General features: G+C 59.7%; 12 protein-coding genes and 1 pseudogene. 6 read left to right on the top strand and 7 right to left on the bottom strand.

Annotated features, from left to right (window positions below):
• Positions 1-224: 224 nt before the first annotated feature.
• From SB753_RS29720 to SB753_RS29705, 4 genes are all read right to left on the bottom strand, one after another.
• Positions 225-1,418 carry a porin gene (locus SB753_RS29720; RefSeq protein WP_410803365.1) on the bottom strand — a complete coding sequence of 398 codons (1,194 nt, stop codon included), beginning with the start codon at positions 1,416-1,418 and terminating at the stop codon, positions 225-227.
• A 451-nt stretch (positions 1,419-1,869) separates the two neighbouring features.
• Positions 1,870-2,001 (bottom strand): hypothetical protein, encoded by a 132-nt coding sequence (locus SB753_RS29715; RefSeq protein WP_410803363.1) that lies wholly within the window; start codon positions 1,999-2,001, stop codon positions 1,870-1,872.
• A gap of 259 nt (positions 2,002-2,260) precedes the next feature.
• On the bottom strand, positions 2,261-3,589 hold the full coding sequence (locus SB753_RS29710) for an MFS transporter (RefSeq protein ID WP_410803361.1): 1,329 nt from the start codon (positions 3,587-3,589) through the stop codon (positions 2,261-2,263).
• Complete coding sequence (locus tag SB753_RS29705; protein WP_410803359.1) at positions 3,586-4,524, bottom strand: MBL fold metallo-hydrolase; 939 nt, start codon at positions 4,522-4,524, stop codon at positions 3,586-3,588. Before SB753_RS29705 ends, SB753_RS29710 begins: the two co-directional genes overlap by 4 nt.
• Before the next feature lie 4 nt (positions 4,525-4,528).
• On the opposite strand from SB753_RS29705, the gene SB753_RS29700 reads away from it, so the two are divergent.
• The 4 genes from SB753_RS29700 (at position 4,529) to SB753_RS29685 (ending at position 8,958) form a co-directional block, all read left to right on the top strand.
• Positions 4,529-5,446: a LysR family transcriptional regulator gene (locus tag SB753_RS29700; RefSeq protein WP_410803464.1), complete on the top strand. Its 918-nt coding sequence runs from the start codon at positions 4,529-4,531 to the stop codon at positions 5,444-5,446.
• 220 nt (positions 5,447-5,666) lie between these two features.
• The gene (locus SB753_RS29695; protein ID WP_410803358.1) at positions 5,667-6,716 is read left to right on the top strand and encodes an Ldh family oxidoreductase; all 1,050 of its coding nucleotides are present in this window, start codon (positions 5,667-5,669) and stop codon (positions 6,714-6,716) included.
• Between the two features lie 141 nt (positions 6,717-6,857).
• Positions 6,858-8,138 carry an MFS transporter gene (locus tag SB753_RS29690; protein ID WP_410803356.1) on the top strand — a complete coding sequence of 427 codons (1,281 nt, stop codon included), beginning with the start codon at positions 6,858-6,860 and terminating at the stop codon, positions 8,136-8,138.
• 85 nt (positions 8,139-8,223) lie between these two features.
• Positions 8,224-8,958 carry an ABC transporter substrate-binding protein gene (locus tag SB753_RS29685; protein ID WP_410803354.1) on the top strand — a complete coding sequence of 245 codons (735 nt, stop codon included), beginning with the start codon at positions 8,224-8,226 and terminating at the stop codon, positions 8,956-8,958.
• 477 nt (positions 8,959-9,435) lie between these two features.
• Here SB753_RS29685 and SB753_RS29680 read toward each other — a convergent pair whose 3' ends face one another.
• The gene (locus tag SB753_RS29680; protein WP_410803353.1) at positions 9,436-10,341 is read right to left on the bottom strand and encodes a LysR substrate-binding domain-containing protein; all 906 of its coding nucleotides are present in this window, start codon (positions 10,339-10,341) and stop codon (positions 9,436-9,438) included.
• Between the two features lie 97 nt (positions 10,342-10,438).
• On the opposite strand from SB753_RS29680, the gene phnA reads away from it, so the two are divergent.
• Both phnA and SB753_RS29670 read left to right on the top strand, forming a co-directional pair.
• Positions 10,439-11,671 carry a phosphonoacetate hydrolase gene (gene phnA, locus SB753_RS29675; protein WP_410803351.1) on the top strand — a complete coding sequence of 411 codons (1,233 nt, stop codon included), beginning with the start codon at positions 10,439-10,441 and terminating at the stop codon, positions 11,669-11,671.
• Positions 11,672-11,719: 48 nt separating this feature from the next.
• Positions 11,720-13,009, top strand: a complete 1,290-nt coding sequence (locus SB753_RS29670) for an MFS transporter (RefSeq protein ID WP_225031838.1) — start codon at positions 11,720-11,722, stop codon at positions 13,007-13,009.
• Positions 13,010-13,605: 596 nt separating this feature from the next.
• Here SB753_RS29670 and SB753_RS29665 read toward each other — a convergent pair.
• Both SB753_RS29665 and SB753_RS29660 read right to left on the bottom strand, forming a co-directional pair.
• Positions 13,606-14,104 (bottom strand): annotated as a pseudogene (locus tag SB753_RS29665) (GntR family transcriptional regulator); the annotation flags it as partial.
• 182 nt (positions 14,105-14,286) lie between these two features.
• Positions 14,287-15,009: a GntR family transcriptional regulator gene (locus tag SB753_RS29660; protein ID WP_410803349.1), complete on the bottom strand. Its 723-nt coding sequence runs from the start codon at positions 15,007-15,009 to the stop codon at positions 14,287-14,289.
• Between the last annotated feature and the right edge of the window lie 77 nt (positions 15,010-15,086).

Raw genomic sequence — 15,086 nt, 5'->3', positions numbered from 1 at the left:
GAGACGATGGTCGCAAGTTGGCGTGGCCAAGCTCATCCAGGGTACGTGCCGTTCAGGCAGGATGACGGCGGGTCTGACAGGCAGAAGTCGACCCCGTTGCGGTCACTCGTCAAAAAGCCGGCACAATGACCGCTTCAGATCGTGAAGCGGCCACCCGCAAATAATGTTTTTCAGCCAGACGTCGACAGGCGTTTCGCGCAGGGCAAGCGTTGCCAACGAATAGGTCAGAACTTGTGCCGCATGCCAATGCGCAACGACAATTGCTTGTCGGCAGTGGATGGCGTGAGCCCGTTGATCTGGGCTACCGCGCTTTGTCCGAGCGAATCTGTGCCGCTCGCCTTCTCGTAGACTGCGACCGTGTACACGTCGGTGCGCTTCGACAGGAAGTAATCGACGCCCGCGCTGAAGAGGTTGTAGTTCGCGCCGCCCTTACCGCCCGCGCCGCCATTGCGCGTGTAGTCGTAGGCGACGCCGGACAGCAGCGACGGCGTGAACTGATACTTCGCGTTTACTTCGAAGTTGTTGAATGCCGCCGTGCCTGTGTATCGAAGCGTATTCGGCCCGGACGACGAACCCATATCCTCGAAGCGCGTGTTCGAGTACGCAAAGTTCACGTTCGCCGATCCGAAATTCACGCCCGCGCCGACGCCCACGATTTCCACCATTTTCGCCGACGCATATCCCGCGAAGACCGGGTTGCTCTCCGGGCTCGTCGGGCTGCCGAAGCTGCCGAGATTATTGCTTGTCGCCGGACCCGCATTCGGATTCGCCCCGAAGAACGACGTATTCGGGTTGCGAATGTTCAGATAGCCCGCGCCGATGGAAAACGGCCCGGCTGCGTAAGCCGCACCCGCCCCCCAGATCCAGTTGTTCGAAAACGAGCCCGCCGTGCCGCCCAAGTTCATCATCGCTTCGACCGTCAGGCCACGGTAGTTCGCGCTGCGGTACTTGATCGAGTTGTTGATGCGGCGCGAGTTGAGCGCGTTGTCGAGATCGCTTGGATGTGACGCCATGTAACCGCCCCACTGCGGCGCCGCGAGAAACGGCCCGTACATATCGACGACGGGATCGTATTGGCGCCCGGGCGTGACCGTGCCGAAAGCATTACTCAAGCCGACATAAGCCTGACGTCCGAACTCGGCGCCACCCTGATTCAATGCGCCGTTGTTGCTATAGAAGCCACTTTCGAGCACGAAAAGCGCCTTCAGTCCGCCGCCGAGGTCTTCGGTGCCGCGCAGCCCCCATCGGCTGCCCTGAAGCCCGGCCGAGCCGCCTTCGATCATCGCGATCTGGTGACCCCCGACGAGTTCCGACGCCGTGCGAGCCTTCTGCACGTTGTTCGTATAGTTAAGACCGCTATCGATGATACCGTACAACGTCACGTTGCTTTGCGCGTACGCGATAAAAGGCAACGGCATCAGTACTACTACGGGTACGAGTGACTTCTTGTTCGCGGTGAAAACTCCTCCTATAGTGTTTTTTGCTTCAGTGACCTTGTTTTGCCATGGCGCGGTTTCATCCGAGGCGCGTTCATTGAGGCGGACGAACAACGGCATCGGCACGAAGGAACGAGCCGTCCGAGCCCGTGATATAGCCGATCGCGAAGGGCTCGACGAAACTCCCGAGATTGCTCCCCACAATGAAAGCGGCCGTCGAGCGCGTGAGAAACAGTGTCGGCAATGCCCAGAACGCGACTCGAACGCATATAGACCGGGAAGGCTCAGGCTGATCATAGCGACCGGTACATACGGGTTCGTTGTCAGACCTGCGCCGAGCAGCGTGGCGACATCGGGCGCATGCGGAATAGGCAATGCAGGCGATGCTCGTTGCGGCGATCCGAGCTTCGCGACCACAGCGTCATGACGATCGTTAGAACAAATACGGCACCATCGCGATCAGATCGACCTGCGCATGGCTCGGCGTCTTCGGAAAGCCCTTGATGATCTGCGGCATGCAGCGGCCGACGCCGCCACCTGAACAAGATACTTGCGTTGACGCCATCCTCTCTGGCGAGTTTCGGAACCGAGACGCTCGGCTCACATGCCGCCGAGGCCGGCCGGGCTGCGGTTCTGGCTCCCTCTCCGCATTCCCGACGCTGGCTTGTCTTCTGATCCCAGAATGATTCCCGCTACTGGAAAATGATGGGAATCACCGTTGTGTTCCGATTGCGCGAACCAAAGACGGCCGTGCCCCGACGCTTACCTATCAACGACCGGCGGGGACAACGTGTGTGTGTGCGCCAACTTATGGCGGGCATTGTCTACTGCTCGGTTTGTTCCACACCTGCCATCTCAATCGGCGTGACATCGTCGGCTCGCAGTTTAGCGAAGAACAGCGCCACGGAGCCGCAAACGGCGAGCACGACCAGAGGAAGCAGCGCCAGTTCAAAACTACCGGTCTGCTCGCGAACGACACCGAACAACCAGGTCGTTAGCGCGGTAGCCATGCTGCCCACGCCACTCACAATCGACAGTCCTGCCGACACGTCGCGCGCCGACAGCCGTTGGGTGACGAGGGCCCAGAACGGCCCCTTCGACGAGTAGCTGCCGATCAGCATCAAGGAGAGCAGTACAATCGTCGCAGCCAGCGAATGGACTATGAACGTCGCCAGCATTGCGAACGCCGAGAGCATCAGCGCCAAGACCGTGTGCCACACACGCTCGTCGCTGCGGTCGGAGTTGCGTCCCCACAACACCATGACTACAGTGGCCACACCAAAGGGAACGCTGCTCAGAAGTCCAGTCTGGAAGTTCGTCAGGCCAAACGATTTGATGAGTTGCGGTTGCCATAACGAGAGACACACTCCTACGGACAGCACGCCGGAATAAGTCAGCGACAGCGCCAAAACCTGCCGGTCGAACATCAGATGGAGTATCGACCGCTGTGCGCTGGGCGGGTTTGCGCCCTCCTTGACGCGTAGCGCCTCGCTTAGCGCCCGCTTCTCAGAATTCGAGAGCCAGCTTACCTTGTTGGGGCCGTCCGCCATTAGCCAGAAAAAGCACAGGCCGAGCAAAATGGATGGCGCACCCTCGAGCACGAACATCCACTGCCAGCCGCTGAACCCATAGCCGTGCAATTCCATTAACGAACCCGAGACGGCGGAGCCGACAAAGCTCGACAGCGGGACTGCAAGTAGAAAAATCGATGCGATGCGCGCGCGATAGCTGGCTGGAAACCAGCAGGTGATATAGAACACCACCCCAGGGAAGAATCCTGCTTCCGCCGCGCCGACAAGGAACCGCAGCAAGAAGAACAGCGTCGGCCCCCTCACGCAGGCCATCGCCATCGACAATACGCCCCAGACAATCATGAGGAAGCCGATCCATCGGCGCGTCCCGAATCGCTTTTGGCCGAGGTTGCTAGGCACCGAGAACAGACAATAACTCACAAGGAAGAGGCTGCCGCCAAGACCGTAGGCCGTCTGGCTCAGGTTCAGCTCGCCGCGCATTTCGAGCGCAGCGAAGCCAATGTTGATGCGGTCGAGATACGAGATGAAATAGCACAGCATCAGGAACGGCACCAGCCGCCAGGTGACCTTCCGCAGCGTGACAGCGTTCTCTCCCTCGAAAGCACGGGGGCGTTCCTTCATGACGCCTCCGAGGACTTTTCAAGGTTAATCTTCGTCGTCAACTCGATCGATTCGCCAAACCATGCCGCGATGGCGGCCGAACGCTCGCCGGTGTATGCAGGACTGCCACTATCATCGAGCTGCATGCTCAGATCATGGCCCGGTATCAGAACGGTGCCAGGGGTTGCGCGCCATAGTCTCCAGATACGAGCTATCGTATCCTGACTCGCCGCCCTGTCAGCGGTCGCGTCCACGTCGTGCGACAGCAGTTCGGCGCGGTTCTTTGCGGCGTCGCCCGTGAACAGTACGGGTGGCTCGTTAGCTTCGAGATGGAACAGCAGGCTGCCCGGTGTGTGGCCTGGCGCGGCAATCGCGCGGATGCCCTCAATGAACATGTCATTGGCCGCCACACGGCGGACGCGCGAGGAGGCCCCCAACTCGCGGACATACAGTTCCGGCAACGGATTGAACCCGGGCGGCTGGCGCTCGGCCCACGCAAGCTCGTCGTCGCCGATCCAGATCGTGGCTGTTGGGAAAAGCGTGAAGTTGACGGAGTGATCGTAATGCGCGTGCGTGAGCACGACGTCGGTAATGGCTTCTGGTTCGACCCCGTGCTGGCGCAGTTGCTTGAGTAACTCTCGACGCACGCCGAATGCGCCTACGTCGATGAGAATCGTACGGTCGCAATCACGAAGCAATGCAATCGTGCTCCAACCTAGACCGCCGTGGCATACCGCATTGCCAGGAAAGCCCTGAACCAGGACATCTACCTGATACATATCGTCTCCATTCTTTAATTGTTCGAGCCTGCCGGATCGTATTTCAAGATGATCCGACAAACCGCGCAGCGGGTTAAGCGCAAAAAACCGGCTCATTCGTGTGTCGCACGCACGAATTGACACCGCGCACCGGTGGGTTGACACTGAGCGACTCTTTTCACCAGCCGGTGTGACCATTGAAATGAACTTCGAGATATCCGACTTACGCGCCTTCGTCGCGACAGCGGACCTGGGCAGCTTTCGCGCTGCAGCGGATTCGTTGCATCTCTCGGCGTCGGCGCTATCGCGTCGAATTGAGAAGCTGGAGGAAGCTTTGGGCGTCAGACTCTTCGAGCGAACCACGCGCAAGATGGATCTAACCATCGTCGGTCGAGGCTTTCTGGAACGCGCGTACCGGATCCTCAACGAGATCGATAATTCGATGCTCGAGTTCGACGATCTTGCACGGAACATGACCGGCGAACTTACGATCGCGTGCGTGCCCTCTGCCGTGCGTTATTTTCTTCCGGAAGCGATTGGGGTCTATCACCAACGATACCCGGGAATCCGCCTACGCTTGATTGACGAGCCTTCTTCGACGGTTTTTCTCGCAGTCGCGCGCGGCGAGGCGGATTTTGGTCTCACATATGTGGGCACACAGGAGCCCGACATCGAGTTCACGCCGCTCCTTGATGACCCTTTCGTTCTCGCCTGCCCGCGCAGTCATCCGCTTGCGAAGCGCAGATCCGTCACCTGGGCGGAACTGGGTGATCTCGACTATCTGGCCATCGCACAGGGCAGCGGCAATCGCGCGGTCATCGACGAAGGCTTGGCGGGCGTGGCTGTCCGGCCGAAATGGTTCTGCGAGGTGCGCCATGTGCCGGCACTCGTGAGTCTGATCGAAGCGGGGCTTGGCGTAGGCGTCGTGCCTCGCCTGGCCATGCCGCGAGGCCCGCACAAGGCGCTTACCAGCGTCGCGCTCGTCGATCCGCCGATCCGACGCACGCTGGGCGTACTCCAGCGTCGCGGACGCGGGTTGTCTTCCGCTGGACGCTTCTTCCTTCAACTGCTGAAGGAGATGCGCGCATCGGATGCCCTGTCCGGAAGCGCTGCTAGCTAGATCAAGCGTCCTCGGCAAAGCCTCCTGCTCTACAGCGCCTGCCGCCCAGGCGGCGCCGCATCGATTCCGCTTCCATTCGTGCGCCTGACACACCAATCGAACGAAAATATGCGTTTGTCACCCGGAGCTCTCCTGCCCGATCATGTGCGAAACAACAAGCGCTGCGCCACTGCAGCCGCTTGAATCGCACGGTTTTTGATCGAAGGAGACGACCCGTTCCATGACCCAGTCCACCTCAACCCATGGCACCGTCAGCAAGGCGCAACTGACCGAACTGACGATCGAAGCACTCTGCGCGCTCGGTCTGAATCGCACCGACGCCACCGATACTGCCACTATCCTCGTGCTCGCCGACCTATTCGGCTTGCGCACGCACGGCACGAGCCGAATTGAATCGTACGGCTCTCGCCTACGTATTGGCGGCATCAATCCGACGCCGTCGATCACCGCCCAACAGGTCGGACCGGCGCTTCACCGCCTCGACGGCGACAATGGCATTGGCCCGCTCGTCGGCTATCGAGCACTCGATCTGGCGATGACGGCCGCGCGCGAAAACGGCATCGGCTGCGTATTCGTGCGCGGCAGCAATCATTTCGGCCCGGTGTCGCCGTACTCGTACCTTGCCGCCAGGCAGGGGTTCGCCAGCATCATCGGCAGTAACGCGACAACGACGATCGCCCCTTGGGGCGGAACCGACGCGCGCTTGGGCAACAGCCCTGTCGGCTTCGGCGTACCGAACCCGGACGGCCATCCATTCATTCTGGATATGGCGATTAGCGTCGCCGCGCGGGCAAAGATTCGCAACGCGCTGAAGCGCGGCGAAGCGATCCCCGGCGATTGGGCAACGGATGCACAGGGCAAGCCGACTACCGACCCGAAAGCCGCGCTCGATGGCTTTCTGCTTCCGATCGGCGGACACAAAGGCTACGGGCTCGCGCTCGTCGTCGATCTCTTCGCTGGACTGCTTTCCGGTGCGGCGTATCTGACACACGTGAAGTCGTGGGAAGACGACCCTGAAGAGCCGCAAAATCTTGGCCACTTCTTCATTCTCATTGATACGTCCACGCTCGGTAGCGGTGCGTGGCTCGCCGCTCGTATGGCCGACTATGCGGGAATTTTGCACGGCTCGGCGCCGGCTGATCCCGATGCGCCGGTGATTGTGCCCGGCGAGATCGAACTTGGACGCCTTGAACGCCAGATGGGCGAAGGCATCGACATCGGCGCAGCACAGTTGGCGATGCTGCAAGCTGCCGCGCAGCCGCAGCGTTGAAGCGTCGATTCGTCGGTAAAGTCCGAGACCCTGCGCCGCTACACACGTCCGGCGTGGCAGCGAGCAGGCAGAATTGACGGCCGGGTGGCTCGATCGAGCGCCCGTTCGATCAAATACATAATAAGCTCCAAGGAGCAATAGGTGACAAACATCCGTTGGCGCATCGTCCTGCTGCTGTTCATTGCAGGCTTCATCAATTATCTGGACCGCTCGGCGCTCTCGGTCGCCGCCCCCGCCGTGGCGCAGGACCTGCACATCTCACCGGCCAGCCTCGGGCTGGTGTTCTCAACCTTTTTCATCGGCTATGCAGCATTCAATTTGATCGGCGGCTGGGCGGCTGACCGCTGGGGCGGCAAGCGCGTGTTCTCCGGTGCCATCTTGGCGTGGTCGTTGCTGTGTGGCGCCACCGGCCTCGCCACGGGGTTCAGCTCGCTGCTAGCGATTCGCACGCTCTTCGGCATGGCAGAAGGACCGCTCGCAACGACGATCAACAAGATGGTGAACAACTGGTTCCCTCACAAGGAGTCGGCGACCGCATTCGGCTTCGCGAATTGCGGACTGCCGCTGGGCGGCGCATTGGCGGGTCCCGTGGTTGGCCTGTTGACGGCGGCGTACGGCTGGCGCGTCGCATTCGTGGGGATTGCTTGTTTCGGGCTTATCTGGCTGATGTTCTGGCATTTCCTGGCTACGGACAAACCCCATGAGCATCGGCGCGTCTCGAACGATGAGCGCCGCATGATTGAATCCGACCGCAGCGTTTCCGAAGATCCCGCCGATGTAGAGCGCCTCGGTTTCTACCTGAAGCAGCCCGCCATCATGGCGGCCATGATTTCGTACTTTGGTTACAGCTACATCCTATTCTTCTTCCTCACATGGTTTCCGAGCTTCCTCATGATGGACCGTCATCTGAGTCTCAAAAGTATGAGTCTCGCGACAGTGCTGCCTTGGCTGCTGGGTTTCATCGGTTATGGCTTGAGCGGCCTCCTGTCCGACTGGATCTTTCGTCGTACGGGCAACGCGTTGCGGGCTCGCAAGTGGGTACTGATTGTGTGCCTCGGTGCGGCTGGGATATGCGTCACACTTGCAGGTACTGTCACGACTACGGCTAGCGCGCTGTTGCTGATGGCGATCGCGGTGTTCGCGCTGTATCTGAGTGGGAGTACGTACTGGGCGTTGATTCAGGACACGATTCCCGGACCGAAGCTCGGCAGCGTCGGCGGCTGCGTGCACGCAATAGCCAACTGCGCCGGAATCGTCGGCCCTGCCCTAACTGGGCTTCTTGTCCAGCAAAGCCATACGTTCTTTAGCGCGTTCGTGCTAGCGGGCAGTATCTCGCTCGTGAGTGTCCTCGCTGTAGGGATCCTGCTGCGTCCACGAGCCACGGCGCCGTTCGAATCGGATGAAGCGCGAATCTGTGGTTGATCGCCCTGGAGCGATCGCGCCAACACACTCAACACCAAAATCTATTGCGCACGGAAAAGAATCTTTGATCCCCCCTGATCCCATCATGCAGAAACCCGATTCGTCAATCATTCGAGCCTTCACCCCGACGGGCAAGCTGCGCGCGTCGATTAACCTAGGCAATCCGATTCTCGCGAGCACGGACGCCTCTGGCGCGCCGACCGGTGTTTCGGTTGATCTCGCGCGCGCGTTTGCCGCAACGCTCGACGTTGAACTGGAACTCGTGGTGTTCGATGCAGCCGGCAAATCCGTTCAGGCGGTAAGCGAAGAACGCGCGGACTTCGGCTTCTTCGCCGTGGACCCGCAGCGGGGCGAAACTATAGCCTTCACCGAGCCGTACGTGCTGATCGAAGGCTATTACCTCGTGCGCGACGCTTCGCCAATTCGCCGCAACGAAGATGTCGACCAGCCGCGAAACCGCGTGGTCGTTGGCAAAGGCAGCGCATACGATCTTTTCCTCACGCGCGAACTGAAGCATGCGCAGATCGTGCGCGCACCGACCTCACCCACCGTCGTCCGAACGTTTCTTGAACAGGACCTCGAAGTCGCAGCGGGAGTGAAGCAGCAGTTGGAAGCCGATGCCCGCGAGACATTGGGCCTGCGCCTGCTAGACGAGCGATTCATGGTGATCCGTCAGGCGATGGGCGTGCCGAAAAGCCGCGGTATCGCCGCAGCAGGTGCATTGCGTGCGTTCGTCGAAGAAGTGAAGGCATCGGGGCTCGTCGACCAAGCACTCGCGCAGCACAAGATTGTCGGCGCGTCAGTTGCGCCGCTCGCATAGCCGAGGCACATGCACGCGACGCACTCCCGTCTGAGGTCCAACGACCCTTGCCGGGGACAAGGCCTCGGTCGACGCTTCCTTAGGATGGCCGGTAGCACACGTTGCAATGCCGCTGACAGAGTTGCAAGGTTTCGAACGTATCGACGACAGATATCTTAGTGAAAGCGGCCGTCTGAGTGGACGAACTAGCGCCTCGGCGAACGACTCGTTCTTGCCGACCAGAGCCCGACACCGGAGAGCATCGCGCACACCCTGTGCTCGACGTAAAAGACTAAGCCCACCCACTCCGGTCAGATAACTTTCTCCGAAGCGGTCAGTCAGCTAATTTCAGGTTTTGCAAACTGGAGCGCCAATAAGCGGCCGTTGGCGACCTCACCCAATCGGCCATGTCCAGCCAGTCGCCGCGTGTTGCTTATGGCTGCTGGAGCGTCGGTTCGGCTCTCAACAAAAGCCAGTTGCATGTACACGAACGAAGGCTCATTTTTTTTTGCTGGACTGGTCGTCCTCGCCACTTGATCGTAGCCAATCGACGAAAGCCCTCATATGCACAGGCTTATCGGCATCCAGCGGTACCAACGCAAAGTAAGTCGCTCCCTTCGAAGTCAGATCGGGAAACGGTTTCTGTAGACGCCCTGCAGTGCAATCCGCATCGAGCGTTGGAAATGGTCCGATACCAAAACCGAGGCCGTCGACCACGGCCTGCAAGGTCACAAAAAAGTGATCGAATCTCAAGGTTCGACTGGCCCGAAGCGTCGGTTGACCGACGGCGTGGGTCCATCTCTCCCAATCGCTCGGACGCGATTCCGTGGTGAGCCATGTTTCTGCGGCAAGTTGTTCGACCGACGATATCGCGGTTTGCTCGATCAGCGCCGGGCTCGCGATCACCGTGTTGCGCTCCTCAAATAATGGCCATGCCTGATATTGCCCGTCTGCGGGCACTTCGCGACGAATCGCCAGATCGAAACTGCCGCGCAGTGCGGAATCGGTCGTCAGTGTCGTGGAGACGCGCACATCCACATCCGGGCAGATCGCCGTGAACAAGGGCAGACGAGGAATCAGCCAGCGCATCGCAACCGTCGCCGCCGCGCTGACCCGAATCACTTTACGGTGCCGGCTCTTGCCATAGCGTTCCGCCGCATCCGTGATGTGGTCGAAAGCCGCGCTCACTTCTCGCGCAAAGGCTCGTGCGTGCCCGGATGCGACCATGCTTTGCCCATCGCGCACGAACAGAGGCTGGCCGAGCCAGTCTTCAAGGATGGTGATATGACGGCTCACGGCGCCGTGCGTCAGGTTGAGCTCACGCGCGGCTGCTGAGTAGCTGCCCGCGCGCGCGGCGACTTCGAATACGCGCAGGGCGTTGAGTGGGGGAAGCTTCGAGCGCATGTGTGAGTTTATTTAACGCAATCCGGATAATTTTGTCGATTGTGTGAGTAGATTGATCATCATACGCTGACGTCACTTCATTCAGAAAGGTGTCCCCATGACCCAGCAGATCACCGTCAACTCTCGAACTTATCAATTGCCCTCTGCGCCGACGATCGTGGTGTGTGTCGACGGCTGCGAGCAGGAATACATAAATCAGGCGATCCTGGCCGGCAAAGCGCCGTTTCTGGCGAGCTTGCGTTCGCTCGGCACCGTGCTGGACGGGGACTGCGTCGTGCCGTCGTTCACCAACCCGAACAATCTGTCGATCGTCACGGGCGTGCCGCCGTCGGTACATGGCATTTGCGGCAATTTCTTTTTCGACGGGGAGACGCAGACGGAAGTCCTGATGAACGATACCAAATACCTGCGCGCGCCCACCATTCTTGCGGAGATGGCTCGCGCGGGTCAGCGCGTCGCCGTCGTTACCGCGAAGGACAAACTGCGCAGTCTGCTCGGACACCGGCTGGAAGGGATCTGCTTTTCGGCTGAAAAGGCCGATCAGGTGACCCTCGACGAGCACGGTATCGAGAACATCGTGGCGAGAGTCGGCATGCCTGTGCCCTCCGTGTACAGCGCGGAGCTTTCGGAGTTCGTGTTTGCCGCCGGGCTTTCCATCTTGTGTGAAGAGCGCCCTGATCTGATGTACCTCTCTACAACGGATTACGTCCAGCATAAGCACGCGCCCGGCACGCCAGAAGCCAACGCTTTCTACGCGATGATGGACGATTATCTGGCGCGCTATCACGCCGAGGGTGCCGTGTTGGCCATCACGGCTGACCATGGCATGAATGCGAAGACCGATGCCATCGGCCGGCCAAATATCGTGTTTCTGCAAGATAGGCTCGATGCGCGATACGGCGCGCACGCGACGCGCGTGCTCCTGCCCATCACTGATCCGTATGTCGTGCATCACGGCGCGCTGGGCTCCTACGCTACGGTGTACCTGCGCGATCGAGGCGAACAGAAACAGTGCGACGTGGCGGCGTTTCTCGAGGCTATCGATGGCGTCGACGCGGTATTGACCCGTGCACAGGCTAGCGAGCGATTCGAGTTGCCGCCCGACAGGATCGGTGAACTCGTGGTGCTCGGCGAAAGGCTCGCGGTGCTCGGCAGCGCAGCCGAAAAACATGACCTGTCCGGGCTCACCGTGCCGCTGCGCTCCCACGGCGGCATGTCCGAACAGAAAGTGCCGCTCATCTTCAATCGCAAGCTCGGTGGCAGCGACGGCAGGCGGCGCTTGCGCAATTTCGATGTCATCGATCTCGCGCTCAATCACCTCGTCCGATAACGAAAAACGGTTAGCGCGGCAAAGACCGCGCGCCCCATGGAGACAGTAATGCCCACAGATACGCCTGATGCGTTGCAATACACGTCCATCAAAAGGAGCACGACGTTCGCGCAATATAAGTGGCGTGCGTTGATCGGCGTGACCTTTTGCTACCTGTTCTACTACACCGGCCGACAGACGCTGGGTTTTGCCGTTGCCGGTATTCAGCACGACTACGGTCTATCGAAGTACGAGATTGGCTGGATCAGCGCGACCATGCTCTGGTGCTATGCCGGCGGCCAGTTCATCAACGGCAATCTGGGTGACAAGCTGGGTGGCAAGACGATGATGATCGCCGGGGCTGTCCTCTCACTTGCGGCGAACTGGCTATTTAGTTTCGGTCACACATTCCTGTTTTTTCTGGTGGCGTGGGGGCTCAACGGTTATTTTCAGTCGATGGGTTTCGCGCCTGGCAGCCGCCTGCTATCCAACTGGTGGGATCACAAACATCGCGGTTTTGTCTATGGCGTTTATGTGGGCTTCTCCGGATTCTCTTCGGTGCTCGCTTACGTTTTTCCGGTCATCATTCTGGGTACGATGCAACTCGGCTGGGTCTGGATATTCCGTCTCGCGCCGCTTTCCATGCTGCTGGGCGCACTGGTGTTGTTGCTATTTGTTTCTGAACGACCGGAGGCTCTGCATCTGCCGGCTGCTGAAAAATCGGAAGAGGCAACCTCTCTGGCGGAGTCGGAGGATGAGTTGACGAGCTCGCAGCGATACGCGCTTGTGATGAAGAACTGGAGGCTCTACATCACGGGTCTCGCAATCGGTTTCCAGAACGCCGCCCGGTACGCGTTGGTGGTCTGGGTGCCGGTCCATTTTCTCGGCATGGACTGGAAGACTTCATCGGCGCTGATCGACCCGAAATGGATCACGGTCGCGTTACCGGTAGGCATGGCGCTCGGCTCGCTGTCGAATAGCTGGATATCCGACGTATTGTTTCAAGGGCGCCGCTATATGGCGATCGTCTGGTACATGGTGCTGGCCTGTGCGACGGCAATCTTCATGATGTTCGTGCCGCACGGTAGTATGTTTGCGATCGTGCTTCTGTTTTTGTGCGGCTTTTTTGTCTTCGGCCCGGCGTCGTCTTTCTGGGCCTTGTGTCCTGATATTTTCGGGCGCCGCGCTGCGGGGACAGCAACAGGTGTGCTAAACACCATGTCGTACATGTTCGCTGGCATCGGCGAACCGGTTATCGGCCACATTATCGATGCCACCGGCCATACGTCGATCATCTTTCCGATTGTCGCAGGGCTTTGCGCAGCAAGCGCAGTGCTTTCGATGCTGATCAAGCGCTGAGGAATCGCGTCGCCCGAACCTGGCTGGACTTCTCGATGCTTTTGCGTTGCTGCGAGTCGATTCGTGGACGGCTGTTCTTTCTCGGGAGCGGCCGTTTGGAGCGTGCTGACTCGAACGGCCGAGTTGGGTCGACACCGGAAGCACGTAGACGGCGGCGCATGTGCGTGCCACCGCTACTTCTTGGCGCGAGCCCGTTGGCACAGACCGGGCGTCAGCCGAATTGTGACGAAATCACCGTCGCCACGGTAACGCTTTAATACGGACTGAGATTCGCGCCCCGAGCTTTCGAGCGTCGCAGTTCCTATCCCTACGGGTGCAATGGACGCACAGCCGCTCTCAAGGCTGGCAGGGTGCACTTACGTGCTCTCATGACAGCTCCCGGACATTGCGAAAATCAAAACTGATCAAAATAGCAATTAATGCGCGGGCTGAGATTTTCCTTGGACTCGGCGGCTATCGAAGCCGTTGCAGCAGTATCGAAGATCCCACTCTTAGGGCACGCGGATCGCGTGACTGTCCCCTGAACCGTTGCCAAAGAAGGCCAAACACATGAAGGCGGCATGGCGCTCGCCGCGTCGGTCCAGCGCAGGCACGAATCAGTCAGACAACGGAACGGTCTCGACCTCGTTCGCTTCGAACCAGTTCGGATTGCGCGCCGCAATCGGTCCAAGTGTGACCAGAATTTCTCGCAGATGCGCGCGCATTGCGTCCTCGGCTGCGACCGGATCGTGCGCGCAACGCGGCAAAAAATCTTCGCATGCTGTTTGATTAGATGATCCAGCGGCGAATCATCCGGCAGACTCAGATCGCACGCGATCCATCTGCGCCTTGATGTCCTGAATGGCTTCCCACGCCGCGCCGCAGTCGATGGTGTGCAATCGTGAAATGGAACGCTTCGTCGAGTGCAAGAAAGGCAGCGGTACCGTTGGCTCTGGCGGCGACGCGTTGATCGCGGATATTGTCGGCAAGGAGCTTAAGCTGTTCGTCGGTGATGTGCTCCGCGGCTTTGCGCGCGACAGCGGTTTCGATCGCCTCGCGAATGAAGCGCCCTTCACGCACGCGCCGCGGCGAGATGCGCTTCACGAAGAGGTGCCGCGTCAGAGCCACCGCCCTGCTTACGCGGATCTGGAACAGGAAAGCATGACGGATTAACCTGTGATGCTTATGCATTCAGAAGCCAACGCGGACAGATCCCAACGGGAAACGCTCCATTTGGTTCAGGCGCGTAGTGCCTATCCAATGACATTGGAGACGGCGCCGTTCCAACGCGTCGAAGTCTAACGGGCAAACAGCCTGATGACCCCCGCCTCTACCACCTTCGTGATCTCCTCCATCCGCCATGTGATGTGAGTCTCAACCAGCTCCCGGCAACGGGCGCTGTCACGCGCCTCAATCGCATCGAGAATCTCGAGGTGTTCTGCGAACGCGTCGTGCCCGCGTTCCTGCAGATCCACCCAGCGCACAAAATGAATCCGCGCATTGATGCTATACAAGGAGCGGACCATCTCGTTGTTGCCCGATAGTGCAACCAGGCGAGCGTGAAACTCCTCGTCCTTGGCGACGAGTTCATCCGCCGGCACTTTGCCCTTGATCTTCAGGACGTCCTTCCAGAATTTGCGAAGCGCCTTGATGTCCTTGTCGTCGGCGCGCTCGGCAGCCAGCACAATCGCTGCCGCTTCAATACTGCGGCGCAGTTCATAAAGATCGAACACGTCCTGCCGGTCCAGTTGGCGGACATAAAAACCGCGGTTGGGCACAAAGCTCAACAGGTTTTCCGCGACCAGCCGGTTGAGCGCTTCACGCAAAGGCGTACGGCTCACGTTGAAGCGCTCGGCCAGTTCGAGTTCGTTCACCCGCTCACCAGGGCGGATGGTGTACAACACGGCAATCTGCTTTAACTGCTCGTACAGATCGTTGACAGTCAGCCCTGCGCGCTTCGGTGCACTCGTTTCGCGTACGCGCGGGCGGTCCTCGCGAATCAGGGAAGTGTAGCGGGCCATGTCTCCGTCAACCTCGTATCGTCGTCGCACTCAGGCCGCTATCTTACCGCGCCCGCTGGCTGCACACCGACCCGCCT

This window comes from Paraburkholderia sp. SIMBA_053 (genome assembly GCF_046534895.1).
Classification (GTDB): Bacteria; Pseudomonadota; Gammaproteobacteria; order Burkholderiales; family Burkholderiaceae; genus Paraburkholderia; species Paraburkholderia caledonica.
This window is presented reverse-complemented; position numbering and strand designations above follow the sequence as displayed.